This is a genomic window from Demetria terragena DSM 11295 (genome assembly GCF_000376825.1).
In the GTDB taxonomy this organism is placed as follows: Bacteria; Actinomycetota; Actinomycetes; order Actinomycetales; family Dermatophilaceae; genus Demetria; species Demetria terragena.
Genome location: NZ_AQXW01000004.1, coordinates 1,586,629 through 1,606,305 on the forward strand (window position 1 = coordinate 1,586,629; position 19,677 = coordinate 1,606,305).

General features: G+C 65.4%; 21 protein-coding genes. 6 read left to right on the top strand and 15 right to left on the bottom strand.

From position 1 onward, the window contains the following. Positions 1–10 precede the first annotated feature (10 nt). Both F562_RS0111885 and F562_RS0111890 read right to left on the bottom strand, forming a co-directional pair. Positions 11–718 (bottom strand): AIM24 family protein, encoded by a 708-nt coding sequence (locus F562_RS0111885; RefSeq protein WP_018157189.1) that lies wholly within the window; start codon positions 716–718, stop codon positions 11–13. Between the two features lie 22 nt (positions 719–740). Further along, positions 741–1,100, bottom strand: coding sequence for an STAS domain-containing protein (locus tag F562_RS0111890; RefSeq protein WP_281164108.1), 360 nt, complete (start codon positions 1,098–1,100; stop codon positions 741–743). 69 nt (positions 1,101–1,169) lie between these two features. Here F562_RS0111890 and F562_RS0111895 point away from each other — a divergent pair, with 69 nt between their 5' ends. After that, complete coding sequence (locus F562_RS0111895) at positions 1,170–3,500, top strand: DEAD/DEAH box helicase (RefSeq protein WP_026181224.1); 2,331 nt, start codon at positions 1,170–1,172, stop codon at positions 3,498–3,500. Here the strand turns inward: F562_RS0111895 and F562_RS0111900 are convergent. The 3 genes from F562_RS0111900 to F562_RS0111910 are packed head-to-tail and all read right to left on the bottom strand — an operon-like array spanning position 3,497 to position 4,402. Then, positions 3,497–3,850, bottom strand: a complete 354-nt coding sequence (locus tag F562_RS0111900) for an Rv3654c family TadE-like protein (RefSeq protein ID WP_018157192.1) — start codon at positions 3,848–3,850, stop codon at positions 3,497–3,499. The genes F562_RS0111895 and F562_RS0111900 overlap by 4 nt on opposite strands. Beyond that, positions 3,837–4,169 carry a TadE family type IV pilus minor pilin gene (locus F562_RS0111905; RefSeq protein WP_156822639.1) on the bottom strand — a complete coding sequence of 111 codons (333 nt, stop codon included), beginning with the start codon at positions 4,167–4,169 and terminating at the stop codon, positions 3,837–3,839. Before F562_RS0111905 ends, F562_RS0111900 begins: the two co-directional genes overlap by 14 nt. A gap of 38 nt (positions 4,170–4,207) precedes the next feature. After that, the gene (locus tag F562_RS0111910) at positions 4,208–4,402 is read right to left on the bottom strand and encodes a DUF4244 domain-containing protein (protein ID WP_018157194.1); all 195 of its coding nucleotides are present in this window, start codon (positions 4,400–4,402) and stop codon (positions 4,208–4,210) included. A gap of 175 nt (positions 4,403–4,577) precedes the next feature. On the opposite strand from F562_RS0111910, the gene F562_RS0111915 reads away from it, so the two are divergent. Together F562_RS0111915 and F562_RS0111920 are read left to right on the top strand one after the other, a co-directional pair. After that, complete coding sequence (locus tag F562_RS0111915) at positions 4,578–5,759, top strand: thiolase family protein (RefSeq protein ID WP_018157195.1); 1,182 nt, start codon at positions 4,578–4,580, stop codon at positions 5,757–5,759. Continuing rightward, positions 5,756–6,427, top strand: a complete 672-nt coding sequence (locus F562_RS0111920) for a 3-oxoacid CoA-transferase subunit B (RefSeq protein ID WP_018157196.1) — start codon at positions 5,756–5,758, stop codon at positions 6,425–6,427. Before F562_RS0111915 ends, F562_RS0111920 begins: the two co-directional genes overlap by 4 nt. Here F562_RS0111920 and F562_RS18990 read toward each other — a convergent pair. The 5 genes from F562_RS18990 to F562_RS0111945 form a co-directional block, all read right to left on the bottom strand. Beyond that, positions 6,416–6,991, bottom strand: coding sequence for a type II secretion system F family protein (locus tag F562_RS18990; RefSeq protein ID WP_083915537.1), 576 nt, complete (start codon positions 6,989–6,991; stop codon positions 6,416–6,418). The two genes, F562_RS0111920 and F562_RS18990, sit on opposite strands and share 12 nt — an antisense overlap. After that, positions 6,988–7,728, bottom strand: coding sequence for a type II secretion system F family protein (locus F562_RS0111930; protein WP_018157198.1), 741 nt, complete (start codon positions 7,726–7,728; stop codon positions 6,988–6,990). Before F562_RS0111930 ends, F562_RS18990 begins: the two co-directional genes overlap by 4 nt. Further along, on the bottom strand, positions 7,722–8,837 hold the full coding sequence (locus tag F562_RS0111935) for a TadA family conjugal transfer-associated ATPase (protein ID WP_018157199.1): 1,116 nt from the start codon (positions 8,835–8,837) through the stop codon (positions 7,722–7,724). Before F562_RS0111935 ends, F562_RS0111930 begins: the two co-directional genes overlap by 7 nt. 26 nt (positions 8,838–8,863) lie before the next feature. Further along, complete coding sequence (locus F562_RS0111940; protein WP_018157200.1) at positions 8,864–9,589, bottom strand: CpaE/TadZ family protein; 726 nt, start codon at positions 9,587–9,589, stop codon at positions 8,864–8,866. 590 nt (positions 9,590–10,179) lie between these two features. Further along, entirely contained in the window at positions 10,180–11,046 is an 867-nt protein-coding gene (locus F562_RS0111945) for a Fic family protein (RefSeq protein WP_245553643.1), read from the bottom strand. Positions 11,047–11,162: 116 nt separating this feature from the next. On the opposite strand from F562_RS0111945, the gene F562_RS0111950 reads away from it, so the two are divergent. From F562_RS0111950 to F562_RS0111960, 3 genes are all read left to right on the top strand, one after another. Next, positions 11,163–11,504, top strand: a complete 342-nt coding sequence (locus F562_RS0111950) for a DUF485 domain-containing protein (protein WP_018157202.1) — start codon at positions 11,163–11,165, stop codon at positions 11,502–11,504. Continuing rightward, a complete protein-coding gene (locus tag F562_RS0111955) occupies positions 11,504–13,153 on the top strand; it encodes a solute symporter family protein (RefSeq protein ID WP_018157203.1) in 1,650 nt (549 codons plus the stop codon). Before F562_RS0111950 ends, F562_RS0111955 begins: the two co-directional genes overlap by 1 nt. Positions 13,154–13,326: 173 nt before the next feature. After that, the gene (locus tag F562_RS0111960) at positions 13,327–13,680 is read left to right on the top strand and encodes a DNA cytosine methyltransferase (protein WP_018157204.1); all 354 of its coding nucleotides are present in this window, start codon (positions 13,327–13,329) and stop codon (positions 13,678–13,680) included. A gap of 61 nt (positions 13,681–13,741) precedes the next feature. Here the strand turns inward: F562_RS0111960 and F562_RS0111965 are convergent, their stop codons facing one another. Genes F562_RS0111965 through F562_RS0111985 form a run of 5 tightly spaced genes read right to left on the bottom strand, consistent with a single transcriptional unit; the run spans position 13,742 to position 19,332 of the window. Continuing rightward, a complete protein-coding gene (locus tag F562_RS0111965) occupies positions 13,742–14,023 on the bottom strand; it encodes a hypothetical protein (RefSeq protein WP_018157205.1) in 282 nt (93 codons plus the stop codon). Beyond that, on the bottom strand, positions 14,020–14,895 hold the full coding sequence (locus F562_RS0111970; protein WP_018157206.1) for a hypothetical protein: 876 nt from the start codon (positions 14,893–14,895) through the stop codon (positions 14,020–14,022). Before F562_RS0111970 ends, F562_RS0111965 begins: the two co-directional genes overlap by 4 nt. A 3-nt stretch (positions 14,896–14,898) precedes the next feature. Beyond that, positions 14,899–16,005, bottom strand: a complete 1,107-nt coding sequence (locus tag F562_RS0111975; RefSeq protein ID WP_018157207.1) for a hypothetical protein — start codon at positions 16,003–16,005, stop codon at positions 14,899–14,901. Then, a complete protein-coding gene (locus F562_RS0111980; protein ID WP_018157208.1) occupies positions 15,998–18,046 on the bottom strand; it encodes a Z1 domain-containing protein in 2,049 nt (682 codons plus the stop codon). Before F562_RS0111980 ends, F562_RS0111975 begins: the two co-directional genes overlap by 8 nt. Continuing rightward, positions 18,043–19,332 (bottom strand): sigma factor-like helix-turn-helix DNA-binding protein, encoded by a 1,290-nt coding sequence (locus F562_RS0111985; protein ID WP_018157209.1) that lies wholly within the window; start codon positions 19,330–19,332, stop codon positions 18,043–18,045. Before F562_RS0111985 ends, F562_RS0111980 begins: the two co-directional genes overlap by 4 nt. Positions 19,333–19,677: the final 345 nt, after the last annotated feature.

The following is a 19,677-nucleotide window of genomic DNA, read 5'->3' on the forward strand; positions in this document are numbered from 1 at the left end:
CAAACCCCGATCAGCTCATGAGGTTGCCGATGAGGCCGCCGCCGGACCCGCCCTGCTGGCTCGTGGTGTTCATCCATTCGTCCGGCTGGACTACGACAAAGCCCGGGCCGTGGAAGGCGTACTGCATCGCCTCGCCGCTGCCGCCGCGCAGCATCGATTTCATGTTCATCGAGTTGACCATCTTGGGCACCAGGTTTGCCGACCAACCGACGGCGGCCTGGATATCGACGTACGTCGGCTGCTGCGAGCAATCGAGCACCACCGGGTGACCCTTGGCCTGCAGCGCGACGGTTCCCTGTCCCTGAAGCTCCAAATTGAACAACCCACCGGTCATCATTCCGGCGCCTTGCACCCGCTTGATGTCCCAACTAACCCCCGAGTCGAAGGCGAGGAGGTTGCGCGCATTGACCGACAGCGCATCGCCGGTGAGGTCGATCAGGAAGACGTAGCCAGCCTCCTGAGCGAAGAACACCTCGCCCTGACCGGCGACCCGCATCAGCGGGACGTCCTCGCTGGTCATCACCTTCTTGAGGAGTTTGCCCATAGAGCCGGCGCCCTCATGGTTGAAGGTGATCTGTCCCTGAAAGGCGACCATCGACCCCTTGACCGCGAGCACATCCGGGCCCAAGGCGACTCGCAGCATCTGAGAGTTCTGCAAGCTGAAACGGTTCTGGCTCTGGACCTCGAGATTGCTCTGGTCGAAAAGATTGCTCTGCATGGGGCAACCATGCCACGGCAGGTCACAAACCGTGCGCGGTTGCTTCCTTGGCCGTCGGGAAAATTTTGAAGACCGTGTCGAGTCCGGTGATCTTGAAGTTTCGAAGCAAACGCTCACTCGTCAGGACCAAGCGCAAGTCACCACCCGCCTGACGGGCCACCTTGAGTCGTCCAACCAACACGCCCAAGCCGGTGGAGTCCAGGAAGGGCACTGCGGTGAGGTCGACGACAAGTCGCGGGCCGCCATCGTCGATCGCTTGGTTGAGTAGCTGACGCAAGGTCGGCGCGGTCACGATGTCGACCTCGCCGCTCACGGCCACCACAGTGAAATCGCCCACAGCGCTGGTCTGCACGGTGAGTTCCAACTTAGGCCTCCAGGTCACGGGTCTTGATGCTGGGGAAACCCTAGCGATCCCCGCGCGGTCGGTTCGAGCGCCTACCGTGTCAGCACCATGACTCCAGCGTCGTCGTCCGCCCCGCACCGCCTGGTGGCGTCCCTTGATGGAGCGGCCACCGGCCGCGTAGTGCACGTCGCCGATTTCCCTGAGCGCCCCGCGAGCACGGCCGATTGGCCGGACTGGCTCGCGCCGCCCGTCGAAGCCGCCGTGCGCGGAATCGGCATTGAGCGCCCGTGGTCTCACCAGCGCCAGGCCGCGGATCTGGCACATCGCGGAACAGATGTCGTGATCGCCACCGGCACGGCGAGCGGCAAGAGCCTCGGCTACCTGCTGCCGGTGCTCTCCGACATCGCCGCCTCGAAAGATCGATTAGGACGCAACTCAACTGCGCTCTACCTGTCCCCCACCAAGGCACTCGCCGCCGATCAACTGGCCGCCATCAACTCGTTGGCCGTCCCGTCGGTACGCGCCGCGACCTACGACGGGGATACCGCATCCGACGAACGTCGCTGGATCCGTGAGCACGCCGATATCGTCCTCACCAATCCCGACCTGCTCCATCACACCTTGCTGCCCCAGCACGAACGGTGGGCGCCATTCCTTCGCGCGTTGAGATACATCGTCATCGACGAGTGCCATACCTACCGCGGCGTGTTCGGCGCTCACGTTGGATCGGTCTTGCGTCGCCTCCGGCGGGTCGCTGCCCGATACCGGACCGAGCCAACCTTCGTCCTTGCGTCTGCGACGGTGGCCGAGCCGGCCGCGCACGCGAGCACGTTGACGGGGGTCCCGGTCACCGCAATAACGGATGACGGATCTCCCAGAGCCCCCATGACTTTCGCCGTTTGGGAGCCGGGATCCACCCACGATGACGGGGTTGACGAGACCGAAAGTGCACCCCCTGACGCGCGCCGTGGCGCGGTCGCCGAGTGCGCTGACCTGATGGCCAGATTGGTGGGCGACGGAGTCCAGACCCTCACCTTTGCGCGCTCACGGGTCGGGGTCGAGGTCGTGGCCGACATGGTGCGGGCCAGGCTCCGTCGCGAGGCACCGCACCTGGTCGATCACGTCGCCGCCTACCGCGGTGGTTATCTCCCCGAGGAGCGCCGTGATCTCGAACGACGCTTGCGGTCGGGCGCCTTGCGCGGGCTTGCAGCCACCAATGCGCTTGAACTCGGCATCGATGTCGCCGGGCTGGACGCCGTACTCCTCGCGGGCTGGCCCGGGACCACGGCCTCACTATGGCAACAAGCGGGTCGCGCCGGACGACGCGGCCATCCTGCGCTGGTCGTCTTCGTCGCGGACAATGATCCGCTCGATACCTACCTCGTGCAGCACCCCGACGTGCTGCTCGGCCGGCCGACCGAAGCCCCGATTCTCGACGTGCGCAATCCATACGTTCTCGCACCCCATCTCGCCGCAGCCGCAGCCGAGTTGCCGCTCACCGAGGCGGACGAACGGTGGTTCGGCGAGAGCCTTCCGGCGCTCGCCGAGACACTCGTCGCCCGTGGAATCTTGCGGCGTCGGCCGCGCGGGTGGTTCTGGGCTCGCGCCGACCGACCCGCCGATCATCTATCCCTTCGAGGGAGCGGCGCTGCTGCCATCAGCATCGTCGAGAACCGCACCGCTCGAGTGCTCGGCACCGTGGACCGCGGGCGCTCGCATTCCGCCGCTCACACCGGCGCGGTCTATGTTCATCAGGGGCGTCCGTACGTCGTCTCCGAGCTCGACCTCGACGGCGATGCCGCGCACGTGACCGAGGGCGATCCCGGATGGTCGACCGTGGCCCAGTCGGTATCGGCCTTCGACATCGTGCAGACCGAGCGAGAAGACACCTGGGGCCAAGTCCATTGGAGCCACGGAGTGATCGATGTTCGTGAGCAGGTGACCTCCTTTCTGCGGAGGCTCCCCTCGGGTGAAGTTCTGGGCCAGCACGCCCTTGACCTTCCGGAGCAGTCCCTGCGTACGCGTGGAGTGTGGTGGACGGTCCCGCCCGCGCTGCTCGATGATCGGGTCGACCCAGCCAACCAGCCAGGGGCGCTGCACGCCGCGGAGCACGCAGCGATCGGACTGCTCCCCCTGGTGGCCCAATCCGACCGCTGGGACATCGGCGGGGTGTCGACCGTCCTGCACCCAGACACCGGCCTCCCGACTGTGTTGGTCTACGACGGCTACCCCGGTGGTGCCGGATTCGCCGAACGCGCCTTCGCCCATGCGCAGACCTGGGTCCGGGCCACCCGCGACGCGATTCGCGGATGTGCGTGCGCGACGGGCTGCCCGTCGTGCGTGCAGTCACCTAAGTGCGGCAACGGGAATCAGCCACTCGACAAGGCTGGCGCTGTCCAGGTCCTCACGCTTCTCCTGGAGTCCGCGCCGCCCAACTAACCACGATCTCGCGCCGGCCCAGCACGACTACGCGCCTGCGCATCGCCCAGGCCCGGCCACGAAGGGGCCACTGCCACCACGAGTTCGACCTCCTCTCCCGAAATCTCACACCGGCGCACCTGGGCGCTGTTGAGCTGGGCGACCTGCGCGGCCACCGAGCACGGGTGCTCGCTGGTAGCGGCGACCAATGCCTGCGCGCCGGCCAAAGCACCCAAGTCGGCGGCAGTACGTGCCTGCGAACTCGCGCGCGACGCGCTGACCAGGGTCAGAGCGCCCAGGAGAAGCGCGGCCACCGCACCGATCGCCGCCACGACATAGACGGTCGCTGAGCCCCGGTCAGGTCGGCGCATCGGCCTGCTCTCGCACAGCGACGGCACGACCCACCAGGTCAGTCGAGATCATTGCCGCAAATGGCCCGCGCACCGTAGCGCTTACGACGACCCGCACCTGGTCACCGCCGCTCACGTTCACGGTGGCCCCCGAAGGCGCCGATTCACGAGCGAGGGAGCGCACAGCCGCCGGGTCATCCCCTCGGGCCGCAGCGCGGGCTGCTACCCGCGCCGCGTCAGTCACCCTGATGAGGTCGACTCCCGCAACGACGGCGGTCAGCGCCACCCCAAGGACGAGCATCAATGCCGCGAGCGCAGCCGCCAGCTCAGCCGTCACCATTCCGGCGTCCCGCCGTGCTCGCAGCCGCGCCCGGACCATCAGCCGGCGACGCTCAGCGCCGAGGTGATGATGCCGCTCAGGGCAGACTTCACCGCACCGCTCTTGATGACGGCAATGAGCAATCCAGCGAACGCGACGGCGGCCAGAGTGCCGACGGCGTATTCAGCCGTCGTCATGCCTGCATCGCCTAGTGCGCGCAGACGTTGCCACCGTCCAGCCAACCTGGTTGTCATGGGGACCTCCTCCTATGGTGGTGCCTGATGCACCGCTCCCCCTCAGCCTCGGCCCGTTCGTGCTTGTCATCTAGGGCGCCGCAGTTCCTTGTGGATGGCCGCCTTGCGCCCGAAGGCACCTGTGGATGATGCGGCTCGCGCGCCAGGACCGGAATGATCGATGGATGGAGAACCCATGACGCACGCCTACGTATACGCCGCGGCCAGGACACCGTTCGGCAGGTTCAATGGTGCTCTTGCCGACTCTCGCCCCGACGATCTTGCCGCGACCGCGCTACGAGGCGCCCTGGGAAAGGTTCCCCACCTCGATCCACGCGAGGTGGGCGATGTGGTGTGGGGCCTGGCGAATGGTGCAGGCGAAGACAACCGGAATGTCGGACGTATGGCCGTGCTCCTCGCGGGTTTACCGACGTCGGTCCCGGCTACCACCGTCAATCGCCTGTGCGGGTCGAGCCTCGATGCGGCCATGATGGCTTCCCGCGCGATCGAGACGGGAGATGCCGACGTCGTCGTGGCAGGTGGCGTCGAATCTATGACCAGGGCGCCCTGGGTGTTGCCGAAGCCTTCTCGAGCCTTTCCCGCCGGGAACACCACAGCGGTATCCACCACGCTGGGATGGCGGTTCGTCAACTCGAAAATGCCTGCGGAATGGACACTTTCGCTGGGTGAGTGCAATGAGCAACTTCAGGAGAAGTTCGCTATTTCCCGCGAGCGCCAGGACGAGTTCGCCGCGCGCTCGCACGCTCTGGCCCATGCTGCGTGGGAGGACGGCTTCTACGACGACCTGGTGGTGTCGGTCGATGGTGTCGACCTGGCACGTGATGAAGGAATCCGCCCCGGCTCGACGGTGGAGAAGCTCGCCGGTCTCGCGCCCGCGTTTCGCACTGACGGCACCATCACCGCCGGTAACGCCTCCCCACTCAATGACGGCGCCTCGGCGCTCGTCCTCGGGTCGGAGGACGCGGCAGCGCGCATCGGTACCGCCCCCGTGGCCCGGATCGCAGGCCGTGCCGCCGCCGCGTTGGATCCCCAGATGTTCGGCTACGCACCGGTCGAGGCAGCCAACGCTGCACTGCGGCGGGCCGGGATCTCGTGGTCGGATGTCGGCGCCGTCGAACTCAACGAAGCCTTCGCCGTGCAGTCCCTGGCGTGCGTCGACGCCTGGGACATCGACCCGGATCTGGTGAACACCAGGGGCGGCGCCATCGCCATCGGGCATCCGCTGGGTGCATCCGGCGGCCGCATCCTCGGCACCCTTGCCCACGTCTTGCGAGAGCGAAAGCAGCGGTGGGGCGTTGCCGCGATCTGTATTGGTGTCGGCCAAGGACTGGCCGTCGTACTGGAGTCGACCGTATGACCGCTGAAACCCGGACGGTCGAGCACCTGGACCACGAACCGCTGACCCGGGACGAGGTCGCAGCGAAGATCGCACGGGACATCCCCGCAGGGTCATACGTCAATCTGGGAATTGGCCAACCGACTTTGGTGTCCAACTATCTCGACGTGGACAGCGACGTCGTTCTGCATACCGAGAACGGCATGTTGGGGATGGGCCCGGTCGCCACCGGCGAGGACATTGACCCTGACCTGACCAATGCTGGGAAGATTCCCGTCACCGAACTGCCTGGCGCTTCGTACTTCCACCACGCCGACTCATTCGCGATGATGCGCGGTGGACATCTCGACGTGTGTGTCCTCGGCGCATTTCAGGTCGGCATTCAGGGCGACCTTGCCAATTGGCATACCGGCAGCCCGGACGCTATTCCCGCCGTCGGCGGCGCGATGGATTTGGCGATTGGCGCCAAGGACGTCTTCGTCATGATGACGTTGTTCGACAAGGACGGCCGCGCCAAGCTCGTCTCCGAATGCACCTATCCGTTGACCGGAGTGGCGTGCGTCAGCCGGGTCTATTCCGACCTCGCCATCTTCGAGCTCGGACCAGCGGGTGTCACCGTGGCGGAGACTTGGAGCATCAGCGTCGACGAGCTCAGCGCTCGCCTGCACCTTCCGCTGCTACGCGCCTGACCGCAGGAGACTCGCAGCCATCGCGACCACGACCGGCACCACCGTCAGCAGCACGAAGGCGGGCAAAAAGCACAGGCCCAGCGGGAGCACGAGGCGGACGGCCACCTTGGCGCCCGCGATCTCCACGCGGTGGTGCTCCGCCTCACGGACTCGACGCGCAGCGTCGCGAAGGTAGTCGGCAGGTGGCACGCCAGCGCGTTCGGCAAGAGCCAACGCTGTTGTCGCGGCGCCCCAGGCGTCTGGAACTCCATCCCACGCGATACGTGGATCGACGCCCCACTGCAGCGCAGCGGCCACTTGCCGTAGGTGCGCGGCGATGGTTGGTCCGCACTCTTCGGCAACACGCTCGAGGCAGGCGGTCACCGCCACCCCGCTCTCGAGGCCGAGCGCGATCAGATCCATGGCATCGGCAACATCGAGGGTGGTGGCTGAGTCAGCGCTGCGCGCTTCGGTGGCGAATGCCGCGGAATGCTGAGCCCGGACCGCCGCTTTGGTCGGCCACCACCACACCCCGAGCATCGCGAACAGGCCAGCCAGGAGCACCCCACCCACACTGGCGCTCATGTCACCCTCGGGGTACGCAGCGCGCGGTCGACCATCTTCGTCGTCAGCATGCGGCCTAGCGCCAGCAAGACCAGGCCTGGGACCACCGCAAGGAGCAGCACTGCCGGTGGGTAGGCCGCGGCCACGTCGACCCCCAGCACCGGCATCAGCGCTAAATCGAGGACCGGGAGCAGAGTGAGCACCTGAACGGTGGCTCGCGGCCCTGCATTTTGTGCGGCAAACGCCCGGTCAAGCCGGGCCGTGGTCTCCCGTGCCGCGACCGTCGACCGCACGGCGTCGGTCAGCGGTGACCCGAGTTGTTCGCTGACTGACCACGCCCGGCCGACCTGAATCGCGACCGGGAGATGAAGGTCCTCACCGAGTTTCACCCAGAGCGCGCCCACGGATCGCCCCTCCCGCGCCGCATGGGCCAGGCGCTCCAACCACGTCCCGAGCTCGGGAACATCGCGCAGCCTGGGTTCCAGCGCTCGGTGGGATCCAGCCATCGCATCGGGTGGCGGAAGCCCTGCTTCGAGCCCGGCGGCAATACCACCCAACAACTCCAGCAGGATGGGCTCGCTCTCACGGACCCCGCGACGGCGACGCCGCAGCCAACGCACCGGACCACCGGCAACCGCGCTCGCATGGGAGCCGACATCGGTCTCAACGGCCAGGCTCAACGCGAGATCGCGTCGCCCTCGCCGGAGCGGCCAACACACCACCGCAGCCGCAGCCAACACCGCGCAAAGGGTCAGCACGATCCCTCCGCCAGCAACCGGTCGAGCTCGCCCGCCGCATCGCCGGCCTCGACCACCCCTCGGGCGAACGACCAGGCTGGCACGCACTGCAGGCCGGATGGCACTCGCCGCAAGACACCGATCTGCGCAAGATGTCGATGTCCCGCAGTGCGCTTGAGGTGAAGGACGACGCGCACGGCGCTGGCCAGTTGGGTACGCGTGGCTTCGGGGCTGAGCCCCGCCAGCGCGCCGAGTGCCTCGAAGCGCGCCACAACATCGTCGATGGCGTTGGCGTGCAGGGTGCCGCAGCCACCCTCGTGACCCGTGTTGAGGGCGCTCAGAAGTTCGCGGACTTCGGGGCCCCGAACCTCGCCGACGACAAGCCGGTCAGGACGCATGCGCAGGGACTGCCGCACCAAGGCGGCCATCGGCACCTCGCCTCGACCTTCGATATTGGGAGCGCGGGCCTCCAACCGCACTACATGCGGATGGGACACGGCCAGTTCGCGGACGTCCTCCACGACGACCAATCGTTCGGTCGGAAGAACTGTTGAGAGCAGCGCGGCGAGCAAGGTGGTCTTGCCCGTTCCGGTCCCGCCGCTCACAAGAAAAGCCTGGCGCGCCTGCACGAGGTGGCGTAGCACGCTGCTCAGCGCCTCCGGAACAAATCCATTGGCCACCAATTCAGGAAAGCCCAGCGATCGGGTCTGCGGCACGCGCAGGGAAAGGTGCGCGGCCTCCGCTACGAGCGGCGGCAACACCGCGTGCAATCGCACCCCGTCCGGGAGTAGTCCGTCGACATAGGGACAGCTGTCGTCTAGTCGCCGTCCGGCGAGACCCGCCAGCCGGACAGCGAGGCGTCGCACCTGATCGGCATCGCCGACCTCGACGGACGTACGCCGTAGCCCATCACCCGCATCGACGAACACTCCGGCCGTGCCATTGACCAGCACGTCAGTCACTCCGGGGCGGCGCAAGAGTTCTTCGAGTGGGCCTGCGCCGAGGACGTCGTTCGAGAGTCGCGAGTGCAGCTCGGCTCCGTGATCACCCAGGAGGGCGACATCGTCGCGCGCCAAGGCTTCGACCCCGGCGGTGCTCGGCGCGCGACCGGCCCGGATCTGATCCCACATGGACGTCCCGACTCGGGAGCCTGCCGTCACGAAGCACGCTCCCGCTCGATCAGCACCGACCGCAGAACTTCGTCACACATTCGGGTCAGCGGCGATCGGCTGCGCGAGCCCGGTGCCACGCCTACTTCGAGGTCCTCGATCATCCTGCGGTCATCGGGTATGCGCGCCAGGATCGGTAACTGCATCGCTTCGGAAACCGCCGCCTCCCAACGTTCTTCGAGCCCCCGGGTGACTAGCCACGGTGAGGCTCCCGCCTGCAGGAGCCGATCCGCGGCGACCTCTGCCGCGGCCAGTGCGGCCACCGTGCCTCCCACGACCACCATCACCGCATCGAGTTCAGCGATCCACGGTGGCACGTTGGTCCCGCAGTCGAGGATGCTGACCTCGACTGCCCCGAGGAGCGGCGCGCGGACAGCGCGCAGTGTCTGATCAGTCACCGGCTGCCAACGGCGCGCGTGGGTGAGGGTGGCAACCCCGTGCTCGGAGCGAGGTAGCCGATCCAACAGAGCAACCGGATCCACCAGACCGGAGGCGCCCGCAAGGTCACCCCATCGCGGACCGGGTTCACGTTCACAGCCCAGCAGCAGGTCGCTGCCGCCACTTCCTACATCAAGATCGACCAGCACCGTGTCGCGTCCAGCCATGGCCGCGCGGGTTGCTAGTCCTGCCGCGACCGTGCTGGTACCCAATCCACCCGAGGCTCCGACGAGCCCCAGTGAGACGCCGCGTGGGTCCGACTCCGTGTGTTCCATGTCCCTGATCGCACACCGTCGAGAGGTTCGACACCACTGCGCGCGGCGGGCCTGTGGACGACGGCCATGCACGCGACCTGGCTGTGGATATGGGACGGCCCCCGTTGGGGGGGCAACGGGGGCCGTCAAGGCGGAACCATGCCCCGGGGGGGAGGGGCCGGGTCCGCCGCGCTACAACCCGAAGGGAGCGCTAGACACCATCATGAACCTATCCGGACCCTAAACGCAACGTCAGCGGCAACTTTCTTGTCAAAATTTCCTTCTTGAACAAAAGAACTGCCGGTTGGCAGGGTTTCAGCGCCATCAGAAGGATGAGTGTGCCCGGAGCGGGGGTGTGGCATCCCACCCCTCCGGGATGGGATGCCACCAACCGCTTCCTAGCCAGGTGACCAAGCGTGCATTCTCGATTGTCGCCCGGGGACAAGCCCCGGAAACGAGCGGTCCATCAGTGGACTGGCCGCGCGTGGGTGCCTGGGTCAGAGGCGGTAATCGTCGGACTCACGTCCGTCGGTATGACTCGTTTCTACTCCTATTGGACAGCAACGACAAGACTTGTCTTCCGCCACGCAGAGGCGCATACTCACGCCCGCTCAGAACTGTTGGAGACGCCCTGCCAGCACCGCATCCGCGATGCGGACGCCCTCCTCGGCTCCCGCGACGACCGCCTCCGCACAATGCTCCAACCAGTACGCCACGCCGTCGGGCGTCCCACTGGCGTACGCGCTGAGCGCCGTGACATATCCGCTCGACCCACGGGCGTGATGACCGACCTCTGGAACCGCGACGCCCGTCGGGTCCACGCCGGATTTTTGCAGCCACGCGCGTTCAGCGGCACGTGCGACCAGAGCGTTCGCGGCAGCAAAGGGGCGGCACGTCGCCAGTTCGGCGTGGACGAGCCCCGCCACGACGATCGCGGGGGCGGACTCATCGAGCGAGAGCAACCTCGCGACTCCCCCGAGTCGCTCGGCCAGACCATCCGCGAGGGGTGCTGGACCAAGGTCAACCAGCTCACGGACCTGCTCGTCGCGCTGCCGCGGCCGACCGACGCGCTCAGGATCAAGCAAGGGGGAGCCAGCCGCGACATGGAGCCGCGCCAGGCCTTGCCGCGGAGCAGCGCCCAACACACCCCGAGCGTGCTCGGCCTCGGCGGTGACTTGAACGGCCGCGCGCAGCGTGCGCGTGACGCCGTCCGGCTCGTCTGGCCACGCCACCGCTCCCCGCACGAGGTCGCGCACCCGGTCAAGGCCGACGTCCGCCCCATCCAGGAGCGCACTCGCCCGGGCGCCGCGTACCCGAGACTCCGCCGCGGCAGCAGCGCCACGACGTCGCAGCGCTTCATGCCAACGCAGCGTGGTGCACGCATCGCGGGCTCGGTCGATTCCGGCACGCACATCCGGAACCGCGGCAAGGGCGGCGACTGCCTCGCGTTCACCATCGAGATCTGAATCGCGAATCACGGCACCAGCGTATGAGATTCGCGAACATCCCCCACGCGAGCGCTCCACAGGTGCAGGATGGGGTCCGCTGGTTTCCTACCCGCGCTAATGCCATCCCGACCCGCACGGAGGGTTGTATGAGTGCCTCGACGCACGACGACGAAACGCCATTGACGCCATACCAAGAGATGCAACGCAGCCCAGAGTTCGCTGAACTCAGGCGGCGCTTCCGGGCGTTCGTTTTCCCAGTCACAGGCTTCTTCCTGGCCTGGTACTTCCTCTACGTTCTGCTCTCCGTCTTTGCCCCCGAGTTCATGGGAAAGATCGTGTTCGGGAGTGTCAGCATCGGTCTCCTCATGGGCCTCGGCCAGTTTGTGACGACCTTCGCGATCACCTTCTGGTACGCGCGCTGGGCAGGCAAGGAATTCGACCCACGCGCCGACGAACTCGGCGCCCGACTCAGCGAGGGTGACGACTGATGACTCACACACCGTTGATGCTCCCGACGGCGGAAGCCTCGAATGTCGGCAGCCCGGCGCTCAACATCACTATCTTCGCCGTGTTCGTCCTGGTCACGCTGACCATCGTCATCAAGGTCGCCTCCGGCAAGAAGACGGCCAGCGAGATGTACACCGCGGGCGGCGCCTTCTCTGGTCGCCAGAACGGCATCGCCATCGCCGGTGACTATCTGTCGGCGGCCTCCTTCCTCGGGATCGCGGGTGCGATCGCCCTCCAGGGATATGACGGATTCCTTTATTCCATCGGCTTCCTCGTCGCATGGCTGGTCGCGCTGCTTCTCGTGGCCGAGCTCATGCGCAACACCGGGCGTCTCACGATGGCCGACGTGTTGTCCTACCGTCTGCGCCAGAGGCCGGTTCGACTCGCCGCAGCCTCATCCGCACTCGCGGTGTCGTTCTTCTACCTGCTGGCCCAGATGGCTGGCGCGGGTGGACTGGTGTCCCTGCTGCTTGGCCTCGACGGCGAAGCGGCCCAGAACCTGGTCATCGCGATCGTCGGAATCGTCATGGTGATGTACGTCCTCATCGGCGGGATGAAGGGCACCACCTGGGTGCAGATCATCAAGGCCGTCCTGCTCATCAGCGCGACCGCCGTGATGACGGTGTGGGTTTTGGCAAAGTACGGCTTCAACCCCAGCGGTCTCTTTGATGCCGCTGTCCAGGCCAACCCGGCCGCTGGCGAGAACCTCCTGAAGCCCGGCCTGAAGTACGGCATCAGCGACACCACCAAGATCGACTTCATCTCGTTGGCCCTGGCCCTGGTCCTCGGCACGGCGGGCCTGCCACACGTCCTACAGCGCTTCTACACGGTTCCTTCCAGCAAGCAGGCGCGAAAATCAGTCGAGTGGGCTATCTGGCTGATCGGCGGTTTCTACCTGTTGACCCTGGTGATCGGATTCGGCGCGGGTGCCCTGGTAGGGCCGGAAACCATCGGCAGCGCTCCCGGCGGGGCCAACGCCGCGGCGCCTCTCCTGGCCTTCGAGCTCGGCGGGTCGGTCCTCCTGGGAGTCGTCTCCGGTATCGCGTTTGCCACGATCCTTGCCGTGGTCGCCGGTTTGACGATCACGACAAGTGCCACATTTGCGCACGACATCTACAAGGAGGTGTTCAAGCGCGGCAACGTCGAGCCCGAGAAGGAAGTCAAGGTGGCGCGAATCGCTGCCCTCGTCGGCGGTGCCGTCGCGATCCTCGGCGGAATGCTGGCCAAGGACCAGAACATCGCCTTCCTGGTGGCGCTTGCCTTCGCCGTTGCAGCGAGCGCCAACCTGCCCACGATTCTCTACTCGTTGTTCTGGAAGGGCTTCAACACCCGTGGCGCGTTGTGGAGCATCTACGGCGGCCTCGCGACCGCGATTGGGCTGATCATCTTTAGCCCAGTGGTGAGCGGCAAGGGCGTGGACGCCACGGGTAAGAACCTGTCGATGCTGCCCGAATCCATTGACATCCACTGGTTCCCGCTGGACAACCCCGGTTTGGTCTCCATCCCGGTCGGCTTCTTCCTGGGCTGGCTCGGGTCCAAGACCAGCAAGGAACACAACTCGGCGAAGTACGCCGAGATGGAAGTCCGCAGTCTGACCGGCCACGGAGTCGGGAAGGCCGTGGACCACTGACCCATTCTGCGCGCGGGGCACCGCGACGCGTACGGCTCGCGGCCCCTGACAAGGGACCGCGAGCCGTTCGTGCGTCTAGACGGATCTCTACTGCGGCACTTGCGCGGCGCCGGTGATGAACGACACCACGTCGCTCATCGTGATAGGACGCAGGGTCGCTCCTCGATACAGTGATGCACCTGCGACCTTCTGGCCTTCGCGTCAAGCAGGCCACCTACGTCCCGGCGTTGGTCGCAATCACTCAGACGAGCATTCTTGGTGACCGGCAGCGACGGATCTCCCCTCGCGAGGCTGCCAGGCTTCAGGGTCTTCCAGAATGGTTCGACTTCGACGACCAGCCGGATGCGGCTGCTTACAAGCAGATGGGCAACGGCGTGAACGTCGGCGCAGCCGACCACGTGTTTCGTGAGCACGTGCTTCGGACGTTGGAAACCGTTCGTGGTCGAGCTCCCGGCCTGGCTAAGGCTGTCGAGCAGTCCGACATCAGTCCCGACGCGGCAATCGAGCGCTACTGGGATTCGAGTTGAGAGGTGATTGTCCGCCGCCGGACGGCCGCCACGGGCACTCAGCGCGTCACCGGCTAGGAGCTCACGCAACGAAGTGGGCGACGGCCTCGAGCACCGCCTCGAGTCCTACCTTCGTAACTGTGCCGCCGCTGGACTCATAGTGAGCATTCCAGGTCATACCTGCAGCCTCGACGATCTGACGAGCCATGTCCGGCTTCGTGAGCCTGGCGTCGATGCCCAGTCCGAGCCGGTCGTTGACGATCTCGAAGATCTCCCGCGGCTCGGTTGAGCCCGTCGACATCTTCGGCGCCTCGGCCCCGAGTTTGACTGCAATGTTCCAGACGATGTCTGCCTTGGTGCTCACAGTTCGGCGGCCCTCAAGACGGATCTCAAAGCGGCGGTCGTCTCTGTCGCCCAGCCCAGGTCACCGTGGTCCTCGGAGCCTCGGCCTAACAAGTCCATCAGGCGGATCCTGTCGATCACCATGACGACGGTGGTCAACTGTCGCCAGTCAGGGCCAGCCGACCGAATCGTTCCGGGAATCACGAGCAGGCTGAGTGGGTCACTGTCCATCGCAAGCCAGCTTGCCCAAAGTCGAAGGTCGATGTCGGTGGTCTTGGTGAACGTCTCCGCCTGAATCGTGCATTGTGCAAGTGCCACGGGAAAGCCTGGACGACGGTCGGCGAACTGGCGCCACGCAACGACATCGACCCCGCCATCCTTTCGGCGAGGCGGCCGGTATCCTCGGCCCGCTTCCAGTCCGATTTCGCCAGCCAGCCAGACCACAGCCTGATCAAACGCCTCCGGTCGACCGTGCTTCGAGGGGTATCCGAAGGACAGCGCAGTTCCGCCCTCACCCCAGAAGTTGGCGAGCGCCCCCTCAGCGATCTCCTCCAGCAACTCGCCCATCTCTGCTGTCTCCGACGCTCGCACCGTCTGGCGTGCCACGGAACCAGGTGTCAGAAATAGTAGGGCCGCATAGTGGCCAACGTGGCGACTCTTCCTACGAAGGACGGCAATGTCGCTCACGACAAAGGGGTAGGACGCCCCAAGCACGTTCGCCCGTTTGGCCATCGTGTCGATGGCCATCGCGACCTTCGTAGGAGGGACGCCTATCTCGGTGCTGGCGAGGTCGTCCAACTTGTCTCGCCCGAAGTGACCCGAGGAGCTGACAAGCACGCTCGTCTCGACCCAGTCAGCAATGGCCTCGGTGCTGGAGACCTCCAAGTCGGTCATCGACTACAGTCCGGTCTCCGCCTCGACGTCGTCCAACGTCGAACGAATGCTTCCGACGAGCGACTCGATGTCGTCGACGAGGTTCCGGATCTCCGAATCGACTGCAAACTCTGCGACGTCACTACTGGCGGCGTTGAGGGAGTTCTTCGCGGCGGTGAGTTTCAGGGTTAGCGCCTTCAAGGGGTCGAGTCCCTTCTCCTGAATGCGCTGCTTCGCCTCCTCCAGGGTCTTGCCGTCGCGCAGTGCGTTCAGGCCTACCTCGGAGGCGACCACATTGCCGAGTTGCGAGATCTGGCGCGAGTCAGAGATGAGCGACTCGTGCTCCTCATCTCCGAACACCCATTGGATAACTTCCTTGAGCTCATTGGCCTTCTCTGCCGGGACGGGGTCCTGGCCGATGACCGTTTGTGATCCAAGTGGAGCGCCGACGTGGTTGCGGATCTTGGTGCTTCCCATGGCAACCGTCAGTAGAGAGAAGGCACTCTCAACCTGAGAGGTCTCGAGCCCGAGAGTCGAGGCCTGTGTCAGCACCGCCTGGTCGCGGTAGAGGTCGGCCGCCTTGCTCTTTGGAATGCCGATGAGATCAGCAACTTCTTGGAGAGTTCGTCCCTCGGCCACTCGAGCGGCGATGTACTTCGCCTGCATGAAGGGTCGCCATGGGAGCTTGCCCACCACGTGAACGCGGGCTACCTCTGCGTGGGTTGTCTCTCGAGACTCGTGGATGACGACGGGGATGGACACCTCGGGACTGATCGAGCGCTTTGCCGCGAGCTGCTCCCAACGGTCGGGCGTCGCGAACCCAGCGCGAATCTCGGGGTAGGCCAAGCCGACGAGGGCGGTCAGTCGTCGGTTCCCCTCGACGACGATCCACACGTCAATCTCGTCGGGGCTCGGGATGACGATGAGCGGCTCAGCATTGAAGAAGCCGAGCTCAGCGATCGACTGAGCCACCGGGTACGCCTCAAAGCCCATCTCCAGCAGAGTTGCGAGCTCGGCAGTGTCCTTCGTCCGGCGCGTCTCTGGAATTCGTGGATTCTCCGGGTCGAGACGCAGCGCCGAAAGCGGAATGCTCCCAGAACGACCGGCACTCACCGGCAGGGACTCAGACATTCGATTCCTTTCGAACAACGAGACCGGAGCCGAGGTAGACGGCCAGGGCCAGCACCTCGCCTTCGTCTTCATGGTTCCGTACTTGCGTGCGGTGGATCTGGATCACAATCTGATTCGGCTCGTGCTCGACGTTCTCAACGAATCGGTCTCCCGGATAGAAGTCGCCATTCGGCTGTGGCTTGAGGTCGCGGCCCTGGAAGAGATTGACGAACCCGAGGTCACCTGACCATTTGCGCTTCCGAGGTTCGTTCCCATCCTCCATCAGCATGATGGTGGCCTTTTTCAGGTGGGCAAAGCCTCGCACCAGGGCGTCGACAAACTCCTCGTGTAGCCACCCCGGGCTGTAGCTCGGCCGCGCCCAGTCCCTGAGCAGGTTCTCGAGGGGTTCGACCGAGTCGAGGTAGACCGTTCTGAATGCCAGTCGGCCCTGCGGAGTGTGGGGAGCGCTCATGAGGCCGAGGTGCTCGAGCAACGCGCGGTTGTGGGCGGTGTCCACCGACAAGCGCGAAGGCGTTCGCATCTGGTGCCATCCCAACCCCATCGTCGAGAGTGCGGTCACTACGCTCGATCGGGTTGGTGTCATTCCTTCCGGCAGTAGAAGGCCGATCTCCCGAGCCCAGGTGTGGACGGAGCCACCGTTCTCGACGTGGTCGCGCAGGCGAGCTCGCAGGTCCTCCTCGGTGTGGACGACCTCCGTCAAAGACCGGATCGTCTTCTTGCTTGCGAAGAACTGGCAGTACGGCAGGAGATCGCCGCGGTATCCGAATGCTCGTGCCCGCTGCTCGAGTGTGTCGACCTGGGGACTTGCAGGTCGGTTCATGTAGGTCACGGTCAGTCCTTCGACTGTGAATCCGCGGTCGAGTTTGTTGCCCCCTACGAGGATGTGAATCGGCGAGACGTGCCAGTCGACCTTGTTGACGTCGGCCGTGCTGTTGACGAGCCAAGTCATCGCTTCGGAGATGACGACCTTGAGCTGGTGGACGAAGGTGGAGTCATCCACATCGCCGGCTCCATTGGCCACGATGCGGTTGCGCTCCTCGGTTATCGCGTCGGGGATGGTGCTGATGTCGTCCGCAACGATCGTCTTCTTCCACTGTTCGAGCTGGCGGCGGACCAGGAACTCATACCTGGCTTGGACATCGTTGCGAGCAGTTGAGTGCACGAGCATGCTGATCGGCGGGCTTGCCGCATCGTGGAGGAGCAGCAGCGCAGACCCGGCAATGAAGGCCGAAAGCGCGTGGTACAGGCTCTTCTGCAGCTGGAGTGGCGGCGTTTTGGATGCCTGTTCGTCAAGCAGCGGAACGTTTCGCACGACGCGATCAGCGTTGTCGATGAAGAACTGCTTGCCCCCGGTGTACCCATTGCCGGGAGTGAGGAACTCGACGTGCTGCGGGCTGAGGATGTCCGCGGCGTCCAGGAGGAGGGGCGCGTAGGGAGTGGCTGTGTATTGAACGTAGAGGTGACTAGGTACGGACTTCCGGAGCTCTCGGATGGCTGCGTAGGTGCTGCTCTCAGCATCCTTGCTCGTGTTCAGAGACGACTGATCCGCCTCGTCGTCGATGATGAGGACGCGCAGGTCGTCTGGGATCTTCTCCATTTGCTTTGCCACGGCGCGGATGCGCCCTGCGTGCTTCAGGACGGGGATAAGGCACACCCTTCCCATGTCGACGAACCTTCGGAGCTTCTTCCCGGACGTCTCGCTCGCAGGGTTGGTCTCGCTGATCCACACGTAGTCGGACCGCGTTGTGATACCCAACGAGGCTTCCAGACGGTCGCTGTTCTGGTCGAGCAGAAGGTTGGTGGAGCCGAGGAGCGCAACGATCACCTGATATCCGACGTCCGCCGCAGCCGCGGCGAGAGCGGTGATGGAGGTGGTCTTTCCCGACTGCACATAGCCGAGAGCAAGGACCGTCGACTGTGACGAAGTGCCCTCCGCTGGACCCTGCTCCAGGATCTCCTTCACGGCGTGCCATATGCCGGCGCGGGTCTCTTCGTCGATGGATGACGCGAGCACCCCGTCGAGCCTTTCGATCTCGCTCATCCAGCCACATCCCCCTGCGCGAGCGCGCGTCGCTTTACCTCAGTCCAGGACCCAAACCGGTTGCGCAGCGTCTGAAACGACGGGCCGTCGGGAGCGAACGCGCGCTTCCACTCATCGAAGCGACGTGCGGAGTTCGGTGAATCGGGGTCGAGCAGGTACCGCCGAGCGATCTGAAGCAGATCGTCGTCAGACCATCGAGATTCATAGTGCGGTCGCATCGTCTGTCCCGTCACGACACCGGCGGCCTCGCATGCCGCCGTCCAAGACTTGAACCGCTGCCCGATACGAGGCATCGAAGGCCCCTTGACCTGTCCCTGTGCCACCAGATCGGCATAGGCGTTCGCCGTCAGCGGGAACTCGTACAGCGCGGCCTCGCGGATCGCATCCAGGATCGCGTCGTCTGACCAATGGCTCTCGTAGTTTCCAGTTACGTGCAGCCGCAGGTGGGCGAGCTCATGCGGCCAGAACTTGGAGACGTCGCCCGCCTCGGCACCCGTGGCCTCAACGACCTCCGCAACGGTCATGGGCCCGCGACCTTCCAGCGCGCCACGGACCACCGCGGCGATGGCCTTTTCGTGGTCGTGCTGGGCGGCCAGTGCCGCCGCCGCTCGCAGATCGCGTACTTGCTCGGCGCTCGGACCCCCATACTTCATGAGCAGCTGCCGAATCCGCTCGCGGGTCACGCCATGGGCAGCGCCGATCTCATCGAGGGTTTCCCCGCGCCACCGCCGATCGATCATGTCTGCAACGTGCGGCGGCGCTGGCGGCGGCGGAATCACCCCGTCCGGTGCCCAGGCGTACGCTTCGCGACCAATCTTCACGAAACGGCCGTCGGCCTTGGCCAGGGTTCGCAAACTGTCGCGCACATCCCCCTCAGGCGGGACGATCTCAAGTCCGTCGAAGACCTCCTCGTAGACCTGGTTGACTGTCATGGCGGTCCCGCTGTGCGCAATCACGACCTCAAGGACAGCCTCGCCGATGACCTGGCGTTGGGCACGAGCCTTCGCTCGTCGCCCACCCTCAGGGAAGCCCTTGGTCCCGCCCTCCGCGACGGTCCCGCCCTCCGCGACTCTGGGAGCGGCGATCTTTGCACCGCTTAGTCGCTCGTCTCGGCATCCGCGGCACTCACCAAAGCGGGTTCCCGGCCGGCCGCTCACAGTCGGAAAGCACGCAGTGGGCTTGGCCTCCCCACATGGTCCCGAACACATCCGCACCGCGTCTGGGGCCGTCGGGAAGAAGAGGTCGGCAGTGCGGTCGCTCGCATCGACGTCAGCTTTGTCGGCCACGCTCCAGCCCCCCGTTCAGCCCTTCAACTGTTGACTTCCGCCACAGTAGTGGTGTGGTCCGACTGAATGGTCGAAACCCGGAAAGTTAGCTCGGAGTCAGGGCAGGATGTCGGGGCTCCCCCACCAGTCCCCCACAGAGACCAATTGGGACGGATCCCCGGGACCACAAGAATGACAGAAACCGCAGGCTGAACTGCGGTTTCTCGTGGTGGAGCCTAGGGGGCTCGAACCCCTAACCCCCTGCTTGCAAAGCCATATGTTAGGTCGCATCATGCGACCTGAGCTCTGCCATTTGTCTTAGTGCCTTGGCCGCGGGTCTGCGAGGGCGTCGAGGACGGCCTGCTG

Bases quoted from the DNA above. Each gene is read 5' to 3' on its own strand.
- F562_RS0111885 (WP_018157189.1), bottom strand. From the start codon at position 718: ATGCAGAGCAATCTTTTCGACCAGAGCAATCTCGAGGTCCAGAGCCAG.
- F562_RS0111895 (WP_026181224.1), top strand. From the start codon at position 1,170: ATGACTCCAGCGTCGTCGTCCGCCCCGCACCGCCTGGTGGCGTCCCTT.
- F562_RS0111900 (WP_018157192.1), bottom strand. From the start codon at position 3,850: ATGCGCCGACCTGACCGGGGCTCAGCGACCGTCTATGTCGTGGCGGCG.
- F562_RS0111905 (WP_156822639.1), bottom strand. From the start codon at position 4,169: ATGGTGACGGCTGAGCTGGCGGCTGCGCTCGCGGCATTGATGCTCGTC.
- F562_RS0111910 (WP_018157194.1), bottom strand. From the start codon at position 4,402: ATGACAACCAGGTTGGCTGGACGGTGGCAACGTCTGCGCGCACTAGGC.
- F562_RS0111915 (WP_018157195.1), top strand. From the start codon at position 4,578: ATGACGCACGCCTACGTATACGCCGCGGCCAGGACACCGTTCGGCAGG.
- F562_RS0111920 (WP_018157196.1), top strand. From the start codon at position 5,756: ATGACCGCTGAAACCCGGACGGTCGAGCACCTGGACCACGAACCGCTG.
- F562_RS18990 (WP_083915537.1), bottom strand. From the start codon at position 6,991: ATGAGCGCCAGTGTGGGTGGGGTGCTCCTGGCTGGCCTGTTCGCGATG.
- F562_RS0111935 (WP_018157199.1), bottom strand. From the start codon at position 8,837: ATGTGGGATCAGATCCGGGCCGGTCGCGCGCCGAGCACCGCCGGGGTC.
- F562_RS0111940 (WP_018157200.1), bottom strand. From the start codon at position 9,589: ATGGAACACACGGAGTCGGACCCACGCGGCGTCTCACTGGGGCTCGTC.
- F562_RS0111950 (WP_018157202.1), top strand. From the start codon at position 11,163: ATGAGTGCCTCGACGCACGACGACGAAACGCCATTGACGCCATACCAA.
- F562_RS0111955 (WP_018157203.1), top strand. From the start codon at position 11,504: ATGACTCACACACCGTTGATGCTCCCGACGGCGGAAGCCTCGAATGTC.
- F562_RS0111960 (WP_018157204.1), top strand. From the start codon at position 13,327: ATGCACCTGCGACCTTCTGGCCTTCGCGTCAAGCAGGCCACCTACGTC.
- F562_RS0111970 (WP_018157206.1), bottom strand. From the start codon at position 14,895: ATGACCGACTTGGAGGTCTCCAGCACCGAGGCCATTGCTGACTGGGTC.
- F562_RS0111975 (WP_018157207.1), bottom strand. From the start codon at position 16,005: ATGTCTGAGTCCCTGCCGGTGAGTGCCGGTCGTTCTGGGAGCATTCCG.
- F562_RS0111980 (WP_018157208.1), bottom strand. From the start codon at position 18,046: ATGAGCGAGATCGAAAGGCTCGACGGGGTGCTCGCGTCATCCATCGAC.